Source organism: uncultured Thiohalocapsa sp., assembly GCF_913063425.1.
GTDB lineage: Bacteria > Pseudomonadota > Gammaproteobacteria > Chromatiales > Chromatiaceae > Thiohalocapsa.
This window is the reverse complement of record NZ_CAJXYK010000009.1, coordinates 66400-86981: the sequence shown is the minus strand read 5'-3', so window position 1 is coordinate 86981 and position 20582 is coordinate 66400. Positions and strand designations below refer to the sequence as shown.

At 71.2% G+C, this 20582-nt stretch carries 19 protein-coding genes and 1 other RNA gene; 3 read left to right on the top strand and 17 right to left on the bottom strand.

Annotation, left to right across the window (positions count from 1 at the left end):
• Positions 1 to 132 precede the first annotated feature (132 nt).
• The 17 genes from ftsA to rsmI all read right to left on the bottom strand — a co-directional run bounded on the left by ftsA (position 133) and on the right by rsmI (position 17901).
• Positions 133 to 1350 (bottom strand): cell division protein FtsA, encoded by a 1218-nt coding sequence (gene ftsA, locus QZ607_RS06995; protein ID WP_295881191.1) that lies wholly within the window; start codon positions 1348 to 1350, stop codon positions 133 to 135.
• 4 nt (positions 1351 to 1354) lie between these two features.
• On the bottom strand, positions 1355 to 2161 hold the full coding sequence (locus tag QZ607_RS06990; RefSeq protein ID WP_295881188.1) for a cell division protein FtsQ/DivIB: 807 nt from the start codon (positions 2159 to 2161) through the stop codon (positions 1355 to 1357).
• Positions 2158 to 3087 carry a D-alanine--D-alanine ligase gene (locus QZ607_RS06985; protein WP_295881187.1) on the bottom strand — a complete coding sequence of 310 codons (930 nt, stop codon included), beginning with the start codon at positions 3085 to 3087 and terminating at the stop codon, positions 2158 to 2160. The genes QZ607_RS06990 and QZ607_RS06985 overlap by 4 nt, the downstream gene beginning before the upstream one ends.
• Positions 3084 to 3995, bottom strand: a complete 912-nt coding sequence (gene murB, locus QZ607_RS06980) for a UDP-N-acetylmuramate dehydrogenase (protein ID WP_295881186.1) — start codon at positions 3993 to 3995, stop codon at positions 3084 to 3086. Before murB ends, QZ607_RS06985 begins: the two co-directional genes overlap by 4 nt.
• The gene (locus QZ607_RS06975; RefSeq protein ID WP_295881184.1) at positions 3992 to 4171 is read right to left on the bottom strand and encodes a hypothetical protein; all 180 of its coding nucleotides are present in this window, start codon (positions 4169 to 4171) and stop codon (positions 3992 to 3994) included. The genes murB and QZ607_RS06975 overlap by 4 nt, the downstream gene beginning before the upstream one ends.
• On the bottom strand, positions 4161 to 5597 hold the full coding sequence (gene murC / locus QZ607_RS06970; RefSeq protein ID WP_295881182.1) for a UDP-N-acetylmuramate--L-alanine ligase: 1437 nt from the start codon (positions 5595 to 5597) through the stop codon (positions 4161 to 4163). Before murC ends, QZ607_RS06975 begins: the two co-directional genes overlap by 11 nt.
• Positions 5594 to 6667, bottom strand: coding sequence for an undecaprenyldiphospho-muramoylpentapeptide beta-N-acetylglucosaminyltransferase (gene murG, locus QZ607_RS06965; RefSeq protein WP_295881322.1), 1074 nt, complete (start codon positions 6665 to 6667; stop codon positions 5594 to 5596). The genes murC and murG overlap by 4 nt, the downstream gene beginning before the upstream one ends.
• A gap of 95 nt (positions 6668 to 6762) precedes the next feature.
• Positions 6763 to 8052, bottom strand: a complete 1290-nt coding sequence (gene ftsW, locus QZ607_RS06960) for a putative lipid II flippase FtsW (RefSeq protein ID WP_367268163.1) — start codon at positions 8050 to 8052, stop codon at positions 6763 to 6765.
• A complete protein-coding gene (gene murD / locus QZ607_RS06955; RefSeq protein ID WP_295881180.1) occupies positions 8049 to 9437 on the bottom strand; it encodes a UDP-N-acetylmuramoyl-L-alanine--D-glutamate ligase in 1389 nt (462 codons plus the stop codon). The genes ftsW and murD overlap by 4 nt, the downstream gene beginning before the upstream one ends.
• Complete coding sequence (gene mraY, locus QZ607_RS06950; protein ID WP_295881178.1) at positions 9434 to 10516, bottom strand: phospho-N-acetylmuramoyl-pentapeptide-transferase; 1083 nt, start codon at positions 10514 to 10516, stop codon at positions 9434 to 9436. The genes murD and mraY overlap by 4 nt, the downstream gene beginning before the upstream one ends.
• 328 nt (positions 10517 to 10844) lie before the next feature.
• Complete coding sequence (locus tag QZ607_RS06945) at positions 10845 to 12422, bottom strand: Mur ligase family protein (protein ID WP_295881176.1); 1578 nt, start codon at positions 12420 to 12422, stop codon at positions 10845 to 10847.
• Positions 12419 to 14209, bottom strand: coding sequence for a penicillin-binding protein 2 (locus QZ607_RS06940; protein ID WP_295881175.1), 1791 nt, complete (start codon positions 14207 to 14209; stop codon positions 12419 to 12421). Before QZ607_RS06940 ends, QZ607_RS06945 begins: the two co-directional genes overlap by 4 nt.
• Complete coding sequence (gene ftsL, locus QZ607_RS06935) at positions 14199 to 14522, bottom strand: cell division protein FtsL (RefSeq protein ID WP_295881173.1); 324 nt, start codon at positions 14520 to 14522, stop codon at positions 14199 to 14201. The genes QZ607_RS06940 and ftsL overlap by 11 nt, the downstream gene beginning before the upstream one ends.
• Entirely contained in the window at positions 14519 to 15451 is a 933-nt protein-coding gene (gene rsmH, locus QZ607_RS06930; protein ID WP_295881171.1) for a 16S rRNA (cytosine(1402)-N(4))-methyltransferase RsmH, read from the bottom strand. The genes ftsL and rsmH overlap by 4 nt, the downstream gene beginning before the upstream one ends.
• Positions 15452 to 15556: 105 nt before the next feature.
• On the bottom strand, positions 15557 to 16012 hold the full coding sequence (gene mraZ / locus QZ607_RS06925; RefSeq protein ID WP_295881169.1) for a division/cell wall cluster transcriptional repressor MraZ: 456 nt from the start codon (positions 16010 to 16012) through the stop codon (positions 15557 to 15559).
• 595 nt (positions 16013 to 16607) lie between these two features.
• An RNA gene (gene rnpB, locus QZ607_RS06920) (RNase P RNA component class A) lies at positions 16608 to 17017 on the bottom strand.
• Between the two features lie 38 nt (positions 17018 to 17055).
• On the bottom strand, positions 17056 to 17901 hold the full coding sequence (gene rsmI, locus QZ607_RS06915) for a 16S rRNA (cytidine(1402)-2'-O)-methyltransferase (protein WP_295881167.1): 846 nt from the start codon (positions 17899 to 17901) through the stop codon (positions 17056 to 17058).
• A gap of 201 nt (positions 17902 to 18102) precedes the next feature.
• Between rsmI and QZ607_RS06910 the strand changes: the two genes are divergently transcribed.
• The 3 genes from QZ607_RS06910 to QZ607_RS06900 all read left to right on the top strand — a co-directional run bounded on the left by QZ607_RS06910 (position 18103) and on the right by QZ607_RS06900 (position 20550).
• Positions 18103 to 18507 (top strand): YraN family protein, encoded by a 405-nt coding sequence (locus QZ607_RS06910; RefSeq protein WP_295881165.1) that lies wholly within the window; start codon positions 18103 to 18105, stop codon positions 18505 to 18507.
• A 68-nt stretch (positions 18508 to 18575) separates the two neighbouring features.
• On the top strand, positions 18576 to 19178 hold the full coding sequence (locus QZ607_RS06905; protein ID WP_295881163.1) for a BON domain-containing protein: 603 nt from the start codon (positions 18576 to 18578) through the stop codon (positions 19176 to 19178).
• The gene (locus tag QZ607_RS06900; protein WP_295881318.1) at positions 19171 to 20550 is read left to right on the top strand and encodes an FAD-linked oxidase C-terminal domain-containing protein; all 1380 of its coding nucleotides are present in this window, start codon (positions 19171 to 19173) and stop codon (positions 20548 to 20550) included. The genes QZ607_RS06905 and QZ607_RS06900 overlap by 8 nt, the downstream gene beginning before the upstream one ends.
• The last annotated feature ends 32 nt before the right edge of the window (positions 20551 to 20582 follow it).

Sequence of the window (20582 nt, the reverse complement as noted above, 5' to 3'; positions counted from 1 at the left end):
CGCACGGGGTACGCTTTGCCATCCTGCGGCCGGCGGGGCAGGAGACCCCGCACTTGTGCTGTTCCCCCTTTTTCGATGCCGGCCGGTCCCGCGCTGGGCGGGTCCTGACCGGCGGCGGTTCTCGATGCCGCCTCAACCTCCAAACCAACGCCGCAGCCGCCCCCAGAACCCCGCCGACTCCGCGTACTCGGAGCCCGCGGCGAAGCGGTGCTGCTGGGCGTAGATGAGCAGTCCGACGCCGGTGGCATAGACCGCGTCGGCGATGGTGTCCTCAAGGCCCGTGACGTACTGGGGCACGCCCAAACGCACTGGCATGTGGAAGACGTCCTCGGCCAGCTCCATGAGCCCGTCCATCTTCGCGGCGCCGCCGGTGAGCACGACGCCGCCGGCCACCAGGTCTTCGAAGCCGCTGCGGCGCAGCTCCCCCTGAAGCAGGTTCAGGAGCTCCTCGTAGCGGGGCTCCACCACCTCGGCCAGGGTCTGGCGGGAGAGCTGGCGGGCCGGGCGCTCGCCGATGCTCGGCACCTCGATGTCCTCGCTGACGCCGCGGGAGGACAGGGCGCAGCCGTGGCGCACCTTGATGTCCTCGGCGTGCTGGGTGGGTGTGCGCAGGGCCACTGCGATGTCGTTGGTGACCTGGTCCCCTGCGATGGGGATGCAGGCGGTGTGGCGAATGGCGCCGTCGGTGAACACCGCGAGGTCCGTGGTGCCGCCGCCCATGTCCACGAGACAGACGCCGAGCTCCTTCTCGTCCTCACCGAGCACGGCGTAGCTGGAGCTGAGCTGACCCAGGACGAGGTCGTCCACTTCCAGCCCGCAGCGGCGGATGCACTTGACGATGTTCTGCGCCGCGCTGACCGCGCCCGTCACCATGTGCACCCGGGCCTCCAGGCGCACACCGGACATGCCGATGGGCTCGCGGATGCCCTCCTGGTCGTCGATGATGAATTCCTGGGGCAGGATGTGCAGGATCTTCTGATCCGCCGGGATGGCCACAGCGCGGGCCGCGTCGATGACCCGGTCCACGTCCGCCTGCACCACCTCGTGGTCCTTGATGGCGGTGATGCCGTGGCTGTTCAGGCTGCGCACATGGCTACCGGCGATGCCGGCATGCACCGAGTGGATCTCGCAGCCGGCCATCAGCTCCGCCTCTTCGACGGCGCGCTGGATGGACTGCACGGTGGATTCGATGTCCACCACCACGCCTTTCTTCAGGCCATGGGAGGGATGGGTGCCGATACCGATGATCTCGATGGTGTCGTCGGCCTTCAGCTCGCCCACCAGCGCGGCCACCTTCGAGGTGCCGATGTCGAGCCCAACCAGGAGGTTCTTCTCACTACGTCTGGCCATGCGGTCAGCTCCGTTCCCGTGAAATGTTGGCGGCGACGCGCTCGGGGCGGGCATCGGCCCGCGGCAGCCAGCGCACCGCGAAGCCGTTGCTGTAGCGCAGGTCGATGCGGGTGGGGATGCCGATGGCCTCCACCTGCGGATAGGCGGCGAGGAGCCGCTCGAAGCGTGTCTCGATGTCGTCGGTGCCGAGATACAGCTCGGTGCCGCCGAGCAGGGTGAGCGTCCAGTCGCCGCGGGCGTTACGGACCACTGAATCGATGATGAGCCCCAGCTCGGCGAGCTTCGGATGCCAGCGCCGGTAGCGCGCCACCACGTCGGGCGCCATATCATCGGCCCCGTCGAGGCGCACCAGCCCCGCCGGCAGGCGCCCGTCGCGGGGGCGGAAGACGATGCCGTCCTCGGTCACCAGGCCGTTCTCGCCCCACTGGGCCATGGCCTCGTGCTCGCGCACGCTGAACACGAGCCGGTCCGGCCAGACGCGGCGGACGCTGGCACGATGAATCCAGGGCAGGTCCTGCACCCGCTGCTGGAGCGACACCAGGTCCTGGGTGAGGATGCCGCCGTCGATGTGCTCGACGATGGTCTGCTTCAGCGACTCCCGCGACAGCCCGTGCATCTCGCCGTCCACGGTGACCACGCGGATGGGCAGCAGCCGCGGCTCCCATTCCAGGGCCAGAAAGCCTGCCCCCGCCAGCGCGCCGATGATCGCCACCGCCGTCAGCAGCCGGGCCACCAGGGCGAGACTGCTCGGGGCCGGAGGCGTGGGCGCAGCCGCGCCGGAGGTTGCAGCATGGGCGTGGACCGTGCTCACTGCGCCCCCTCCACGAGGCTGCTGGCCAGAATGCGCAGGCAGAGCGCGTCGAAGTCGATGCCCGCCGCCTTGGCGGCCATGGGCACCAGGCTGTGGTCGGTCATGCCGGGCACCGTGTTGACCTCCAGGAGCTTGGGCTCGCCGGCGGCGTCGAGCATGAAATCCACCCGGCCCCAGCCCGCGGCGCCCACGGCGTCGAAGGCCCGCAGGCAGAGCGCTTGGAGCTCGGCTTCCTGCGCCACGGACAGGCCGCAGGGGCAGTGGTAGCGGGTGGTGTCGGAGAAGTACTTGGCCTGGTAGTCGTAGAAGGCGTTGGGCGTCTCCAGGCGGATCAGCGGCAGCGCCTCGCCGCCGAGGATGGCGCAGGTGTACTCGGCCCCGGGCAGCCAGCGCTCGGCGAGCACCGTGCGGTCGTACTCCGCGGCGGCCCGCCAGGCCACCGCCAGGGCGGTTGCGTTCTCGACCTTGGCCATGCCGAGGCTGGAGCCCTCCTGGGAGGGCTTGATCATGAGCGGGAAGCCGAGCTGCGCCGCGGCGGCGAGGTCATCTTCACCGTGCAGCAGCACGAAGTCCGCCGTCGGCACGCCCGCCCCCGCCCAGAGCAGCTTGGTGCGGTACTTGTCCATGCCGATGGCCGAGCCGAGCACGCCGGAGCCGGTGTAGGGCAGGCCGATGCACTCGAGCGCCCCCTGAATCTGGCCGTCTTCACCGCCGCGGCCGTGCAGGATGATGAACGCCCGGTCGAAGCCGCCCGCGCGCAGCACCTCCAGCACGTCCGGGCCCGGGTCGATGTCGTGCACATCCACGCCGGCACGCCTGAGCGCCGCGCCCACGGCGGCGCCGCTCTTGAGCGAGATCTCGCGCTCCGCCGCCTGCCCGCCGAGCAGCAGGGCCACTTTGCCGAATTGGGCCGGATCGAGCGTCATGATTGGAAATCCCCCACCCGACGCACCTCGGGTATCAGCCGGACGCCGTGGCGGCGCTCCACCTCCGCGCGCACGTGGTCGATGAGCCGCGCGATGTCCCGCGCGCTGGCGTCGCCGGTGTTGATGATGAAGTTGGCGTGCTTGGGCGAGACCTCGGCGCCGCCGAAACGCAGGCCCTTGAGCCCGCAGGCCTCGATGAGCCGGGCCGCGTGATCCCCCGGCGGATTGCGGAACACCGAGCCGCAGCTCGGCAGCCCGGTGGGCTGGGTGGCCGCGCGCCGGGCCAGCAGCTCCTTGATGCGGGCCTGGGCGGCTTGCGTGTCGCCGCGCTCCAGCACCAGCTCGGCCTCCAGAAACCACTCCCCCGCCGGCATGGCCACGTGCCGATAACCGACGTCGAAGTCCTCGGGGCCGCGCTCGCGCACCCGGCCGCCGCGGTCCAGGGTGCGCACCAGAGCCACGTGCGGCCAGGTCTCGCCGCCCCAGGCACCGGCGTTCATGGCCAGCGCACCGCCGACGGTGCCCGGGATGCCGGCGAAGAACTCAAGTCCCACCAGACCCGCCCGGGCGGCGAAGCGCGCCGCCTTGGCGCAGGAGACGCCCGCCTCCAGCCGCAGCCGTTCGGGAGCGAGCTGTTCCATCGCGGTGAGGCAGCCCTGGGTCTCGATGACGGTGCCGGGCCAGCCGCTGTCGTCGATGAGCAGATTGCTGCCGAGACCGAGCCAGAGCAGCGGCTCGTCCGCGGGCAGCGAGCGCAGGAAGGCGATGAGATCGTCGCGGTCCGCGGGCCGGTACAGGCGCGCGGCCGGGCCGCCCACGCGCCAGCTGGTGTGCCGGGCGAGCGGCTCGTCCCGGCGCAGCTCGCCCCGCAGCGCACCATGCAGTCCCATGTCGCCGGTCTGCGTCATGTGCGCGACCCCTCCCGGCGCGGCGATGCGGCGAGCGCCGACGGCGGCGGGCGGTGCCCGGCCGGGTCATGGAGCTGCCCATGCAGCGGCTCCCCGCAGCCGAGGCGCAGGCTGAGACAGCCGAGCTGACGGCTGCGCAGCAGGGTCTTGGCGGCGGGCAGGCATTCAGTCCGCATCCTCGTCCTCCGCCAGCAGCAGCTTGGGCAGGCGCGCCGCGAGCCCGCCGATGTCCCCGGCACCCGAGACCAGCACCACGTCGCCGTCGGCAAGCGTGGCGTCCAGCAGCTCCACCACCTCGTCCAGGTCCTGCGCAAACAGCGGGTCCACCCGGCCGCGGGCGCGGATGGCCCGGGCCAGGCTGCGGCCGTCGGCACCCGCAATGGGCTGCTCGCCGGCGGCGTAGACTTCGCACAGCACCAGCCGATCAGGCTCCGAGAGCACGTGCACGAAGTCGTCGAACTGCTCCTGGGTGCGGGTGTAGCGATGCGGCTGGAACACCAGCACCAGACGCCGCTTCGGCCAGCTGCCGCGGGCGGCGGCCATGGTGGCGGCAAGCTCCGTCGGATGATGGCCGTAATCGTCGATGAGGGTGACGTCGCGGCCGCCGTGGATACCGCAGTGACTGACGACGAAGCGCCGGCCCACCCCCTGGAACGCGGCCAGCGCGCGGTGGATGGCGTCCGCGTCCACGCCGAGCTCCAGGCCCACGGCGATGGCGGCGAGCGCGTTCAGCATGTTGTGGCGCCCGGGCAGGTTCAGCTCCACCGGCAGCACCACGCCGTCCGGCAGGTGGGCATCGAAGAGCATGCGCGTGCCCTGCTGGCGGACGTTGTCGGCGCGCACGTCGGCGTCGGCCCGGGTGCCGTAGGTCATGACGGGTCGGGCCATGAGCGGCACCAGGGAGGCCACCTCGTCGTCGTCGATGCAGAGCACGGCCAGGCCGTAGAACGGCAGGTGGTGCACGAACTCGACGAAGGTGTTGCGCAGCCGATTGAAGTCGCCGCCGTAGGTGTGCATGTGGTCGGCGTCGATGTTGGTGACCACCGCCAGCATGGGCTGCAGGAACAGGAAGGACGCGTCGCTCTCGTCCGCCTCGGCCACCAGGTACTTGCTGCTGCCGAGCCGCGCGTTGGCACCGGCGCTGTTCAGCAGCCCGCCGATGACGAAGGTCGGGTCCAGACCCCCCTCCGCGAGCACACTCGCAATCAGGCTCGTGGTTGTGGTCTTGCCGTGGGTGCCGGCCACGGCCACGCCGTAGTGGAAGCGCATGAGCTCGGCGAGCATCTCGGCCCGGCGCACCACCGGGATGCGCGCCTCGCGGGCGGCCATGACCTCCGGGTTGGCGGGGTCGATGGCGGTGGACACCACCACGGCATCCACGTCGGCCACATGCGCCGCGTCGTGGCCGATGAAGACCTCCACCCCGAGCCCGCGCAGGCGGTCCGTCACCGCGCCCTCGCGCCGGTCGGAGCCCTGCACCGCGTAGCCCAGATTGGCCATGAGCTCGGCGATGCCGCTCATGCCGGCACCGCCGACACCGACGAAGTGCAGCCGCCGGATGCGGCCCATGCAGCTGGCGCTGTGCGTACGGTGTGGGCTCATGCGCGTGCCTCCGTCCGTTCAGCCAGCTCCAGGCAGGCATCCGCAATACGCTCGGCGGCGTCGATTCTGGCCTTGGCGCGGCCGGCCTCGGCCATGGCGAGGCGCTTGTCGGCGTCTGCCAGCAGCTCGCGCAGGTGCCCGGCCAGCAGCTCCGGCGTCAGGTCGCGCTGAATAACGAGCCGCGCTGCGCCGGCGTCGCTGAGCCAGCGGGCGTTGCCCACCTGGTGATCGTCCACCGCATAGGGGAAGGGGATGAAAATCGCCGGTACGCCCGCGGCGGCAACCTCCGCCACGGTCAGCGCCCCGGCGCGGCACACCAGCAGGTCCGCCCAGGCATAGGCCGCCGCCATGTCGTCGATGAAGGGGGTGACCTCGGCCTCCACGCCGGCGGCCGCGTAGGCGGTGCGGGCGATGTCCAGCGTCTTCTCGCCGGCTTGATGACGCACCAGGGGGCGGGCGTCCGGCGCCAGCAGCGCGAGTGCCGCCGGCACCGTCTCGTTCAGGGCCTTGGCACCCAGGGACCCGCCCACCACCAGCAGCCGCGGCGGGCCGCTGCGGCCGACGAGGCGCGCCGCCGGCGGCGGCAGCGCGGCGATGTCCGCACGCACCGGGTTGCCGCTGTCGATGGCGCGCCGGGCCCCCGGGAAGCTGCCGGGGAAGGCCTCGAACACCCGGTCCGCCACGCGCGAAAGCCACAGGTTGGTCATTCCGGGCACGCTGTTCTGCTCTTGGATCACCAGCGCCCGGCCCTGGAGCTTGGCGGCGAGCCCGCCGGGCCCGGCCACGAAGCCGCCCATGCCGAGCACCGTCTGCGCGCCGCGGCGCTTGAGGATACCGGCGGCCTCGCGCACGGCCGCCGCGAGCTTGAAGGGCGCCGTGAGCAGCGCCTTGAGGCCCTTGCCGCGCACGCCCTGGATGCCGACGTACTCCATCGCGAACCCGTGCGCCGGCACCAGCCGCGCCTCCAGGCCGGCGCGGGTGCCGATCCAGAACACCTCGGCACCGCGGGCGCGCAGCACCTCCGCCACCGCCAGCGCCGGAAACACGTGACCGCCGGTGCCGCCGGCCATGACGGCGACGGCAGGGCTGAGTGCCGAGGGCTGAGGGCCGGCGCGTTGCGCGCGCTCGGCGCCCAGCCCGGCGCCCGGCGCGGCCGGGCGCTGTGTCATCCACGTCGCCATGTCGCCCCCCGTTCACGCTTCTGCCGTTCCCGCGGTGGCTGCGCGGGCGGCGCCGGGCGCTCGCGGTGCAGGCCGCCCTCTGGGATGGACTCGACGGTCTTCCGGCGCAGCTCGAAGTCGATGCGCAGCACGACGCCCACGGCCATCAGCGCAACCATGAGCGCATTGCTGCCGTAGCTCATGAAGGGCAGGGGCAGGCCCTTGGTGGGCAGGAGCCCCGTGTTGACGCCGACATTGATGAAGGCCTGGAGTCCGATCAGGAGCCCAAAGCCGTGCGCGGCGTAGCAGCCGAACAGGTCCCCGCGTTGCCAGGCACGGGCGCCGATGGCGAAGGCGCGCCAGGTAATGACGGCGAACAGGGCCACCACCACCAGCACCCCCAGCAGGCCAAACTCCTCCCCCACCACGGCGAGCAGGAAATCCGTGTGCGCCTCCGGCAGGTAGAACTGCTTCTGGATGCCGTTGCCGAGCCCGACCCCCAGCCATTCGCCGCGGCCGAAGGCGATGAGCGCCTGGCTCAGCTGGTAGCCGGTGTCGAAAGGATCGTCGAACGGATTGACGAAAGACGTCACCCGCTGAAGCCGGTAGGGCTCGATGACGATCAGCACCGCGAGCCCGGCGGCCAGCAGCAGCCCCAACAGCACGAAGCTCAGCACGCTGACCCCGCCCAGGAACAAGAGCCCCATGCTGGTGGCCAGGATCACCGCCGTGGTGCCGAAGTCCGGCTGCAGCATGATCAGGGCGCCGGCGGCCCCCACCAGCAGCATGGGACGCAGGAAGCCCATCAGGCTGATGCGGACCTCAAGCTCCCGGCGCACCAGGTAGCCGCTGAGGTAGATCACGGCCGTGAACTTGATGAGCTCCGAGGGCTGAAGATTGATGAGCCCGAGCGGAATCCAGCGCGTGGCGCCGTTCACGGTGCGGCCGACCCCCGGCACCAGCAGCACCAGCAGGAGCCCGATGCCGAGCAGCATCAGCACCGGCCCCGCCTGCTCCCAGACCTTGAGCGGCACCGCAAAGCAGAGAGCGCCGCAGGTGAGCGCCAGCGCCAGTGCCACCCCATGGCGCAGCACGAAGAAGAAGGGATCATCGTAGTTGCGGTCCGCCATGGGCATGGAGGCCGAGGCCACCATGACGAAGCCGAGCCCGAGCAGGAACAGCACCGCCACCAGCAGCCCGCCGTCCAGCATCGGCGTCCGCCGCTCGTGTCGGCGCCGGCGGCGCAGGCCCCCGACCTGGCCCGCGGCGGCTTCGGCCGTCAGCGCATGATTCATGGCACCCACCTCGCCACCGCCTCGGCGAAGGCGCGCCCGCGGTGGCGGTAGTCGTCGAACATGTCGAAGCTGGCGCAGGCCGGCGACAGCAGCACGCAGTCGCCGGGTGCCGCCAGCACGGCGGCCTGCCGCACCGCATTGTCCATGTCCGCGGCCCGATGCAGCGGCACGGTGTCGGCGAGCACAGCGGCCAGGTCATCGGCGTCGCGGCCCATGAGCACCACCGCCCGCGCGGCGCGGCGGACGGCGGCGGGCAGCGGCGAGAAGTCCGCGTCCTTGCAGTCGCCGCCGAGGATGAGCACGGCCTTGCGGCGCTTCGGGTCCGGCACCAGCCCATCCAGGGCGGCCACGGTGGCGCCGGGGTTGGTGCCTTTGGAGTCGTTGATCCAGCGGATGTCGTTGTGGTCCGCCACCAGCTCACTGCGGTGGCTCAGGCCCCGGAAGCGGCGCAGCACGTCGCACATCGGCTCGCGGTCCAGGCCGCAGCGCTCGCCGAGGGCCAGTGCGGCCAGCGCATTGGCCAGGTTGTGCCGACCCGGCAGCACGAGATCGTCCACCGGCAGCACGGACTCGTCGCCGCGGCAGATCCACTCGGCGCCGCGGTGCACGCACAGCCCCCAGTCGTCCGGGCGGCTCGGCGCCCCCAGCGTGAAGCCGGCCTGCTCGGCGATGCCGGCGGCGAGCCGCACCGAGGCCTCGTCGTCGCGGTTCACCACGGCGCTCGCGGCGTGGGCGAAGATGCGCTGCTTCGCGGCCGCATAGGCGGCCATGTCCGCATAGCGGTCCATGTGATCCGCAGACAGGTTGAGCACGGTGGCCGCCACCAGCGGCAGTGAATGCGTGGTCTCCAGTTGGAAGCTGGAGAGCTCGATCACGTACAGCTCGACCTCGTCCGCCAGCAGGTTCAGCACCGGCTCGCCGAGGTTGCCGCCGATGGCCGCGCGCTTGCCGGCCGCCAGGGCCATCTGCCCGAGCAGCGTGGTGACGGTGCTCTTGCCGTTGGTGCCGGTGATGCCGACGACGGGTGCCCGCACCGCCTGGGCGAAGAGCTCCACGTCCCCCAGCACCGGTGTGCCCGCGGCCTGCGCCCGGGCCACGGCGGGCGTGCTGAGCGGCAGGCCCGGCCCGACGATGATCACATCGGCCGCGGCGAAGGCGGCGTCATCGAAGCCACCGAGCATCACCGCCACGTCCGGCAGCGCCTCGCGCAGGGTTGCCAGCGCCGGCGGTGCATCGCGGCTGTCGGTGACGGCGACGGTGGCGCCGTGGCCGTGCAGGAAGCGCGCGCAGGAGAGCCCCGTGGGACCCAGGCCCACCACCAGCGCCTTGACGCCGGCGAGTGCCGCGGGGGACAGGTCAGGGATGGTCGGTGCCGGTACGCTCATCGGATCTTCAGGCTCGCGAGGCCGATCAGCACGAGCACGACGGTGACGATCCAGAAGCGCACGATGACGCGCGGCTCCGGCCAGCCCTTCAGCTCGTAGTGGTGGTGCAGCGGCGCCATGCGGAAGAGGCGCTTGCCGGTGAGCTTGTAGGAGAGCACCTGCAGCATCACCGAGACGGTCTCCAGCACGAAGATCCCGCCCATGATGAAGAGCACCAGCTCCTGCTTGGCGACCACCGCGATGGCACCGAGGGCCGCGCCCAGCGCCAGCGCGCCGACATCGCCCATGAAGACCTGGGCCGGATAGGTGTTGAACCAGAGAAAGCCCAGGCCGGCGCCGGCGATGGCGCCGCAGATCACCACCACCTCGCCCACATCCGGCACATAGGGGATGCGCAGGTAGTCGGCGATCTCCGTGTGGCCGGCGGCATAGACCATGATGCCCAGACCACCGGCCACCATGGCCGTGGGGACCACGGCGAGGCCGTCCAGCCCGTCGGTGAGATTCACGGCATTGCTGGCGCCGACGATGACGAAATAGGCGAACAGGATGAACAGCGGCCCGAGCTGGATGCTGACATCCTTGAGATAGGGCACCAGCAGCGCCGTCTCGCCCGGCGTCGTGGCGCTGAAGAACAGATAGCCGGCCGCCGACAGCCCCACCACCGTCTGCCAGAAGTACTTCCAGCGTCCGGGCAGTCCCTTGGGGTCCTTCAGCACCAGCTTGCGGTAATCGTCCACGAAGCCGATGGCACCGAAGCCGAGGGTGGTGAGGAGCACCACCCAGACAAAGCGGTTGGTCAGGTCTGCCCACAGCAGGGTGCTGACGCCGATGGCCACCAGCATCAGGGTACCGCCCATGGTGGGGGTGCCGGCCTTCGAGAAGTGGCTCTCGGGACCGTCGTTGCGCACCACCTGACCGACCTTGTAGCTGCTGAGCCAACGGATCAGCGGGCGCCCCACCAGCAGCGAGATGCCGAGCGCCGTCAGCACGCCGAGGATGGTCCGAAGCGTCAGATAGCGGAACACGTAGAAGCCGCTGTCGAGCTGGCCGAGCCAGTCGGTGAGCCAGAGCAGCATCAGCCGGCACTCCTTTGGGGGAGGGCTGAGGGCTGAGGGCTGAGGGTGGCCTGAGCCCGGCCAGCCGCCCGGCGGATGGCGGAATGGCCTGGACGCGATGTCCGGCGCAGACGCCGCTCGCGCCTGGAGCCACGCCACCCGCCCCTGCTGTCTTCCCTGGCAATCGGGCCGTGGCCGTCACAGCGCTCCCCCCGACGCACCGCGAACCGCCGGCCACGACCGTCGCCACGGCGGTCGGCAACCGATGCGGCAGGACCCGCGCCGGCCGCCGACAGCCTCCCCCCGAGAAACCTGCCCATCGCACCGTGCAACCGCGGCAGCCAAGCGCTCATGAGCGTCGCCCCTCCCATTCGCCGAGCGCCTGCACCACCTGCGCGCGGTCGCTGAACTGCACCTTGAGCTCGCCCATGTCCTGGACGGTCTCACTGCCCTTGCCCGCCACCAGCACGGCATCATCGCGGCCGGCGCGGGCCAGCGCGGCGCGGATGGCGAGCGCGCGCTGATGCTCGACGATGGCGGCCTGCGGACGCGCCATGCCGGCGAGGATCTGCGCATTGATGCGCTCGGCGTCTTCGAAGCGCGGGTTGTCCTCGGTGACGATGACGACGTCCGCCAGTCGCTCGGCAACCGCACCCATGGCCGGGCGCTTGCCGGCGTCCCGACCGCCGCCACAGCCGAACACCAGCAGCAGCCGGCCCCGGCAGTGTCTGCGCAGCTCCGTCAGCGCCTGCTCCAGGGCCGCCGGCGCGTGGGCGTTGTCCACCACCACCAGCGGGCGTCCACCCCCACCGAAACGCTCCATGCGCCCGGGCAGGCTCCGGAGCGTGCCGAGCCGGGCCAGCGCCGTCGGCAGCGCCTCGCCCCGGCTCAGCAGCACGGCGAGCACCGCCAGCAGATTCGCCACCTGGGAGCGGCCGATGACGGGTGCGGTGAAGCTGCCGGCGCCGATGGAGGTCTGCACCTGCACCTGCAGGCCGTCCGCAACGGGCGTCACGACCGGCGCCCAGATCCAGAGGTCCGAGTCCGAATCCGGCGGCGTCGCGCCCTGGCCATACCGGGCCACGCTGACGCCCGGCTCCAGCGCGGCGGCCATGCCGGCGCTGGCGGGGTCGTCGGCGTTCAGCACCGCCCAGCGCAGCACCGGCGTGCGGAACAGGCGGCGCATGGCAGCGGCGTAGCTCGCCATGTCGCCGTGGTAGTCCAGGTGGTCGCGGCTCAGGTTGGTGAACACCGCGTGGCTGAGCCAAACAGCACCGATGCGCCGTTGATCCAGGGCGTGAGACGAGGCCTCCAGCGCCACGGCTTCGGCGCCCTGCGCTCGCAGCGTCGCCAGTTGACGTTGCAAGGACACCGGATCCGGCGTGCTGAGGTCATCGCCGGCTGCCAGTCCATCGTGCGGAAAGCCATGCCCCAGGGAGCCGATGACAGCGCAGCGCAGGGCCGGTTGGGGCACTGCCGCGGCGAGCGCCCCGGCAAGGTAGTGGGTCACACAGGTCTTGCCGCTGGTGCCGGTGACACCGAAGACTTCCAGCCCCTTTGCAGGGTGCCCAAAGAAACGCGCCGCAATGTCTGCGGCGCGCTTTCCGAGGTTCGGTACCGGGATCACCGGCAGCGACAGTTCCACGGCGAGGCGCCCCAGCTCCGCCTCGCCCCAGTCCGCGTCCGGCTCCGCGGCGATGGCAACACAGCCGCGCTCGGCGGCCTCCTCCGCATGCGCGAGGCCGTGGGTGCCGCGCCCGCGGCAGGCCAGGAACAGGCAGCCGGGCATGACCCGCCGACTGTCGAGCGCCAGCTCCGTCACCCTCGGCCCGGACTCGAAGGGCAGCACCGCGAAGCCCGCCAGCAGCTCTGCCAGCGGCCAATTGGTGACGCCCGCGGGGCGCGTCACAGGGCCGGCCATGCTCATCGCTTTGCCTCCCGCTTCAGGCCCGCGAGCAGCAGCTCGGCCTGCGGGTCGTCCGGGGCCACGTTATACAGGCGCAGTGCCGCCTGCATGACCTTGGCGAACGTGGGCGCAGCAACGATGCCGCCGTAATAGGACTCGCCCCGCGGCTCGTCCACCATCACCACCATCACGAAGCGCGGCTGCGAGATGGGCGCCATGCCGGCGAACACGGATTGGTACTTGCCCTCGGCATAGCCGCGTCCCGTGGCCTTCTTTGCGGTGCCCGTCTTGCCGCCGACCCGGTAGCCCGGAATCTTGGCCCGACGCGCCGTGCCCTTGTCGGAAACCACGGTCTCCATCATGGCGCGCACGGCACGCGCCGTGTCGGCGGAGAACACGCGCTCGCCGGCCGGCAGGGCATCCCGGCGCTGCAGGGAGACGGGCAGGCGCACGCCGTCGTTGGCGATGACGGCATAGGCCTGGGCCAGCTGCAGGGAGGTGACATTGAGCCCGTAGCCGAAGGCAAGCGTGGCGTGCTCGAAGCGCGACCAGCCCTCGTAATGCGGCAGGAAGCCGGTGCGCTCGCCGGGGAACTCGACGCCGGTGATGCGACCGAAGCCGAGCCGCCCGTAGCTCTGCCACAGCACGGCGCGGTCCATGCTGTGCGCGATCTTCACGACGCCCACGTTGCTCGATTTGGTGATGACGCTGGTGGTGTTCAGCAGGCCATAGTTGCGGATGTCCCGGACCCGGTTGCGGCCCACCTGGAGCACCCCCGGCGCGGTGTTGACGGGGGTGCGGGCATTGATGATCCCGGCCTCCAGCGCGGTGGCCACCACCAGGGGCTTCATGGTGGAGCCAGGCTCGAAGACATCCGTCAGCGCGCGGTTGCGGCGATGCTCCACGGGCTCGCTGCGCGCGGCATTGGGATTGAACGCCGGCTGATTCACCATCGCCAGGACCTCGCCCGTGGTGACGTCCAGCAGCACGGCGGTGCCGGACTTGGCGCGGTGCTCGGCGACGGCGCGCTTGAGCTCACGGTAGGCGAGGAACTGCAGGCGCCGATCCAGACTCAGGGTCACGTCCTCGCCATGGGCGGGCGGCTTGATCTGCTCGACCTCTTCCACGACGCGACCGCGCCCGTCCTGGATGACGCGACGCCGGCCCGGGTCCGCACGCAGGCGGTCCTCGAACACCAGCTCGACGCCCTCCTGGCCCACGTCGTCCACGTTGGTGAAGCCCACCACCTGGCCGAACATCTCGCCGCCCGGGTAGAAGCGGCGATACTCGGTGTCGGTGCCGACACCGGCGAGGCGATAGCCGTCGGTGACCTGGCGCACGGCGTCCGCGCTGTTGGGCTCCACGCGCCGGCGCAGGTACATGAAGCGGCGCCCCTGCTCGACATAGGCATCGAGCCGTGCACCGAGGTCCGCCGGGGGCAGCTCGAGCGCGGCGGCCAGCGCCGGCAGGGCCTCGCGGCGCCCGGCGAGCAGCTGCGGGTCCGCCCAGATGGTGGACATGGAGGTGCTGATGGCCAGCGGCTCGCCGTTGCGGTCCGTGACCATGCCGCGGCGGGCGGCGATCTCGCGCTCGCGCAGGAAGCGCTTTTCGCCCTCGTCGCGCAGGAACTCGTGCTCCAGCACCTGCCGGTGGAAGGCGGCCCCCACCACGGACAGGCAGGCGGCCGTCAGCATCAGGCCCAGCACCGCGCGGCGCGCAGTGAAGTTCGGCGGGCGGCGCCGTGCGAGCTCGGCCCGACGCAGGCGCGCCTTCATGCGCTCGCGGGTGCGGTTGGGCTCAAAGCGCATCGTCGTCCTCCGGGGCGGCCACTTCCACCACCCGCACCTCGCCACCCGCGGGCATGATCATGTCGAGCTGGGTGCGGGCGTTGTCCTCGATGCGGGTGTGGGTCGTCAGTGCGGCCTCCTGAATCTGCAAGCGGCCCCACTCCACGTCCAGCGCATCGCGTTGCGCGCGCACCTGCTGCAAGGTGCCGAACTCCTCGCGAGTGAGGTATTTGACGTTGATCACGGCGACGCCGGACGCGAGCACGGCGGCGCCGAGCAGCAGTGCCACCACCAGTGCGGCCTGGTCGGTGCCGCCCTCGTGCCGTGCGCTCATGCCAGCCGCTCCGCCGCGCGCAGCACGGCGCTGCGGGCCCTGGGGTTGGCGCGGACCTCGCCCTCGGCGGCGCGTACGGCGCCGTCGATGGGCTTCAGGCGCCGCGGCACCTGGTCATCGGTGACGGGCAGACCCTTGGGCAGGGCAGCCCCGCGCGACTCGTCCCGAATGAAGCGCTTGACGATGCGGTCTTCCAGCGAATGGAAGCTGATCACCACCAGCCGGCCGCCGGCGGCAAGCAGGTCGCAGGCGCCGGCGAGCAGGGCCTTGAGCTCCTCCAGCTCCGCGTTCACCTGGATACGCAGCGCCTGAAAAGTGCGCGTGGCGGGGTGCTTGCCGGGCTCCCGGGTGGGCACCGCGCGCTCGCACAGGGCCGCGAGCTGACGGGTGGTGGTGAGCGGCTCCTGCTCACGGGCGGTGCAGATGGCGCGGGCGATGCGCTTGGCGAAGCGCTCCTCGCCGTACACCTTGAGCACCCGGGCGATGTCGCGCTCCGCGGCGTCGGCGAGCCAGTCCGCGGCGCTCACGCCGACGTCCGGGTCCATACGCATGTCGAGCGGGCCATCGGCACTGAAGGAGAAGCCCCGCGCCGGACTGTCCAGCTGCGGCGACGACACGCCCAGGTCCGCCAGCAGCCCGTTTACCCGCCCCGCGAGCCCGGCCTGCTGCACCAGCGCGGGCAGCTCGCCGAAGCGGGCGCGACGCAGCGTCAGGCGCGGGTCGGCAGCCGCGAGCGCCGCACCGGCGGCCACCGCATCCGGATCACGATCCACGGCGAGCAGACGGCCGCCGGCGCCCAGGCGCCCAAGGATGGCACGCGCATGGCCGCCGCGACCGAAGGTGGCGTCCACATAGACGCCGTCTGCTCTTACCCCCAAGGCCTGCATGCTTTCCCCCAACAGGACCGGAATGTGCTCTCGCGGGTCCATGCGGTTGTTGTGATCTAGTGTTTGCGGCTGCCGCCTGCCCCCGCAGGCCACAGCCCATGTCTCTTTGTGCCGGCGCCGATCCAGCGCCGGCGTGGGTCGGCAGCGTCAGAGACGGAAGTCCGAAAGCTCGGGCTCCTGCGCCAGGGCCGCCGCGGCCAGCTCGCGGTCGCGCTTCTGCTGCTCCGCCCAGGCGTCCTTGCGCCAAAGCTGGTAGCGATTGCCCACCCCAATGAGCACCGCCTCCTTCTCCAGCCCCGCCAGCGCCCGTTGCGCCGGCGTCAGCAGCACCCGCCCCTGGGCATCGAGCTTGGCGTGGCTCGCGTAGCCGAGGAGCGTGCGCTGCAGGGCCTCCGTGGTGGGCTTGAGGCTGGGCAGCTGGTTCAGCCGCTCTGCCAGCTCGTCGAAATAGGGCTCCGGGTACACCAGCAGGCTGTCGCCCAGGTCTGCGGTGACGACAACGCGCGAGCAGCACAGCTCCTCCAACTTGGCGCGCTCAGTGGCCGGTATGGCGATGCGCCCCTTGGCGTCGAGGGTCAGAAAGAATGTCCCGTAGAACTTCATGGCCCTCGACCGCGGCGGTTGTGCACCGACACCCTACGCTGCCCCAGATTTCCCCACTTCTCCCCACATGGGCGGCAGTTTAGGAGAGGCCCCACGGAGGGTCAAGTGCTTGGGAGCGCCTTTTTCGTTGCTGCGTCAAAAACTTAAACAAATAAGCTAAAGCTGATACTGACTGCAACAATACATCGGTTTATCAGTCACATACCACCTTAACTTAATGCTCAGCCACAGCTTGCTGGGCGCCATCCACCGGCAATGCGGGTGGGGTGGACGGTGGCGTTGGGGGGAGAAGTGGGGAGAGCGGGCGAGGACCACCCGCAGAGCATCTGACGGGCGGTAGAAGCGGGCATTCTGGGGTGAATCCACCGGTTACGGTGGCATCACCTGCAGTCTCAGGCCCGGCAGGAGGGCGGTCTGGGCCGTGGTCCGGACTGGCATCGCCACTGCGGGCGTGCTCGGCCTGATCCAGACCCGCTGCGGTCAGCGCAAGGCGCCGCGGTGGCGCCGATCCGCCCACCGCCCGCCGCGGCCTTGGCCGCCTGTCGCGCCCCCAGCGGCGGGCGACAGCGACCCACAAACGCGCCGGAGGAATAAAAGCGGGAGCCGGCCGATAAGCCGGGTTCTGTCGTGGACAGTCATTCATCTGGGGCGTGCGTCGCCGCACGCCTCTTGCGACCTACCCGGGAGCGCCTGCGGGCCGCAGGCTGCGGCACCGGTTGTGACACCGGGCCGCGTGCCCCCCTATTTGGTCTTGCTCCGGGTGGGGTTTACCGTGCCGCCGCGTGTTGCCACCGGCGCGGTGCGCTCTTACCACACCTTTTCACCCTTACCGCCCGCCCCGGGCACATGTCCCGCGGCGGGTTAGGCGGTCTGTTTTCTGTGGCACTTTCCGTGGGCTCGCGCCCCCCAGGCGTTACCTGGCACCCTGCCCTGTGGAGCCCGGACTTTCCTCCCTCCCACGCCCGGCTGAGCCGAACGCGGGAGCGCGACTGCCTGGCCGACTCCCGCCTTGATTTTACGCCATTGGGCGCGCCCCGGCGGCTTCAGGACTTCTGTGCGGCCAGCGCCCGGCGGTAGAGCGCGTTGCGGTTGCCGCCGGTGATGCGCGCGGTCAGCGCCACCGCCTGCTTCAGGGGCAGCTCGGCGGCAAGAATGTCCAGCACGCGCTGCTGCTCGGCGGCGTCGGCGTCCTGCGGCATGTCGCCGGCGCCGGCCACCAGGATCACAACCTCGCCCAACTGCTGCTCGGGGTCGGCCGCCACCTGCTCCGCAAGGGCCGGCAGCGGCGCGTCCAGCAGGGTCTCGAAGCGCTTGGTGAGCTCGCGCGCCAGCACCGCCGGCCTGGGCCCCAGCACGGCGGCCAGGGACGCGAGGGTCGCCGCGGCGCGGCGCCCCGCCTCGAACAGGATGAGGGTGCCGGGCTCCCGGGCATTGGCCTCGATCCAGGCCCGTCGCGCTGCCTCGCCCCGCGGCGGGAAACCGAGGAACAGAAACCGATCGCTCGGCAGGCCGGCGGCCGACAAGGCGCAGATGGGCGCGCTCGGCCCGGGCACCGGCACCACGCGAATGGCCGCGGCGCGGGCATCCCGCACCAGGACATAGCCAGGGTCGCTCACCAGCGGCGTCCCGGCGTCGCTGATCAGCGCGATGGAGGCACCGGCGGCGAGCCGGTCGAGCAGCTTCGGCGACTGCACGGATTCATTGTGCTCGTGGTAGGCGGTGACGGGCGTCGCGATGCCGAAATGCTGCAGCAGCGGGCGACTGTGGCGGGTGTCCTCGCAGGCGATCAGGTCCACCTCGGTCAGGATCTGACAGGCCCGCGGGCTCATATCGCCCAAATTGCCGATGGGTGTCGCCACCACGTATAGTATGCCCGTCTGTCCGCTCACCTGAGCCCCTCGCCGCGTCGTCCGCCCGCCCCAAGGAGACGGTCATGGCCCGGATGATCCGCGCACTGCCGCCCGCATCACCCACCCCGCCCCACCGGCGCGCCTGCGCGCTCCGGGCGGCGTTGCACCGCCGGCTCAGCGCCGCCGACATGGCCAGTGTGCTTACCGCCACGGACGAGGGCAAGCCGACGGCCGCCGTCCATGTCTGCGGCGCTATGCCCCACTCCCGCCGGCACCCCGATGTTCGGCCGCGGCGCTGACAGGCGCGCCACCGGCACCAGGCAGGAGGCCCGCGCCCGCCGGCACCTGGAGGCGCAGGGGCTGAAGCTCGTCGCCGCCAACGTCGCCTGCCGCCAGGGCGAGGTGGACCTCGTGATGCGCGACGGCGGCACCCTGGTGTTCGTTGAAGTGCGCTACCGCGCCGGCACGGGCTACGGCGGCGCCGCCGCCAGCGTCGACCGGCGCAAGCAGCGGCGGCTGGTGGCCGCGGCGGGGTATTATCTGAGCCGTCATCCCACCGATCTCCCCTGCCGCTTCGATGTCGTCGCCATCGGCGCCGATGACCGGGTGCAGTGGATTCGACACGCCTTCGACGGAGCCCCTTAAGGAGTCCAGGTATGCATGGAGTACCAAGACCCCACAGTTCTGCAACGGCCTCGGCCCTCGCCGGGCTCATGGCAGTGCTCGCCCCAGCCCTCACCGCCACGGCGCTCTCCGGCTGCGGCCCCATGGTGGTCGCAGGCGCCACTTACAGCGCCGCGGTGGTCTACGACCGGCGCAGTGCCGGGGTCGTCATCGACGACGAGGTCATCGAGCTCCAGGCCCGCGACGCCTATTTCAAGAACCCGGACATCAGCGAGCGCAGCCAGCTCAAGGCCACCAGCTACAACCACACCGTGCTCATCACCGGCCAGGCGGAAACGGCGCAGATCGCCGACCGCTACGCACGGTTGGTGGCGCAACTGCCGAAGGTGAAGCAGGTCTACAACGAGGCCGAGGTCGGCCCCATGATCGGCGTCGGCCAGATGGGCAAAGACGCCATGCTGACCTCCCGCGCCAAGCTGGCCATCCAATCCATCAAGCTCCCCGGCTTCGACGCCCTGCGGGTCAAGGTGGTCACCGAGAACGGCGTCGTCTACCTCATGGGGCTGGTGACGCCGGAGGAGGCCGACGCCACCGCCGAGAAGGTGCGCCGCATCCCGGGCGTGCAGCGCGTGGTAAAGATCTTTGAGTACATCGACCCCCAACGTCCCAACGCCGCCGCCGACACTGCCTGACGCCGCGCGCCGCGCGCTGGCGCAGGCCGTCGGCGCCGACGCCCTGCTCACCGACCCCGCCGACTGCTGGCCCTACGGCTACGACAACAGCCGCCGGCAGTGTCTGCCCATGGCAGTCGCCTTCGTCACCAGCGCCGAGCAGGTGGTCGCCGTGGTGCGCATCTGCAACGAGCACCGGCTGCCCCTCACCGCCCGCGGGCTCGGCACCGGCACCACCGGCGCCACGGTGCCGGAGCCGGGCGGCGTGGTGCTGTCCTTCGAGCGCATGAACCGCATCCTCGCCATCGACCCGGCCAACCGCCTGGCCGTGGTGGAGCCCGGGGTGGTGAACGATGACCTCCAGCGCGCGGCGGCGGAGCACGGCTTCTTCTGGCCGCCGGACCCCACCAGCGCCGCCGTCTGCACCATCGGCGGCAACCTCGCCTACAACGCCGCCGGCCCCAAGGCCGTCAAGTATGGTACGCCGCGGGAGAACACCCTCGGGCTCAGCGCCGTCACCGGCGCCGGCGAGCGGCTTCGCACCGGTGTGATGACCACCAAGGGCGTGGTGGGCTACGACCTGACCCGGCTCATCATCGGCTCCGAGGGTACGCTTGCCCTGGTGACCCAGGCGACGCTCAAGCTGACCCCGCTGCCGGAGGCCAAGCGCACCCTGCGCGCCACCTACCGCGACATCCACAGCGCCGCCGCTGCGGTGGCCGCCATCATGGCCCAGCCCATCACCCCCTGTGCGCTGGAGTTCATGGACGCCGCTGCCATCGACATGGTGCGCCGCTTCTCGGACCTGGGCGTCCCGGACGGCACCGGTGCGCTCCTGATGATCGAGGTGGACGGCCCCGCCGACTGCGTGGACGCCGCCGCCGGGGACGTGGGCGCCGCCGCCCGCAACGACGGCCTCATCGAGCTCGCCGTCGCCGCCGACAAGGACGAGATCGCCGCCCTCTGGCGCACCCGTAAGGCCCTGTCGCCGGCGCTGCGCCATGTGGCGCCGAAGAAGATCAACGAGGATGTGGTGGTGCCCGTGGGCCGCATTGCCACCTTCATCGACGGCCTGGAGCACCTCTCGCGCGAGCACGCCATCACCATCGTCAACTTCGGCCACGCCGGCAACGGCAACATCCATGTGAACCTGCTGGTGAACCCGGACGACCCCGACGAAATGGCCCGCGCCGGCGTTGCCTTGAGCGCCGTGTTCGACCTGGTGGTGGAATTGGGCGGCACCCTCTCCGGCGAGCACGGCGTGGGCCTGGAGAAGCGCGACTTCGTGGACCGCGAGCTGGACCCGGTGGCCATGCAGCTGATGCGCGCCATTAAGCGCCAGTTCGACCCCAACGGCATCCTGAACCCGGGCAAGGGCTTGCCGCCGGCCTGAAGGCAGGCTTCAATCGGCAACGGGGAGTGCCG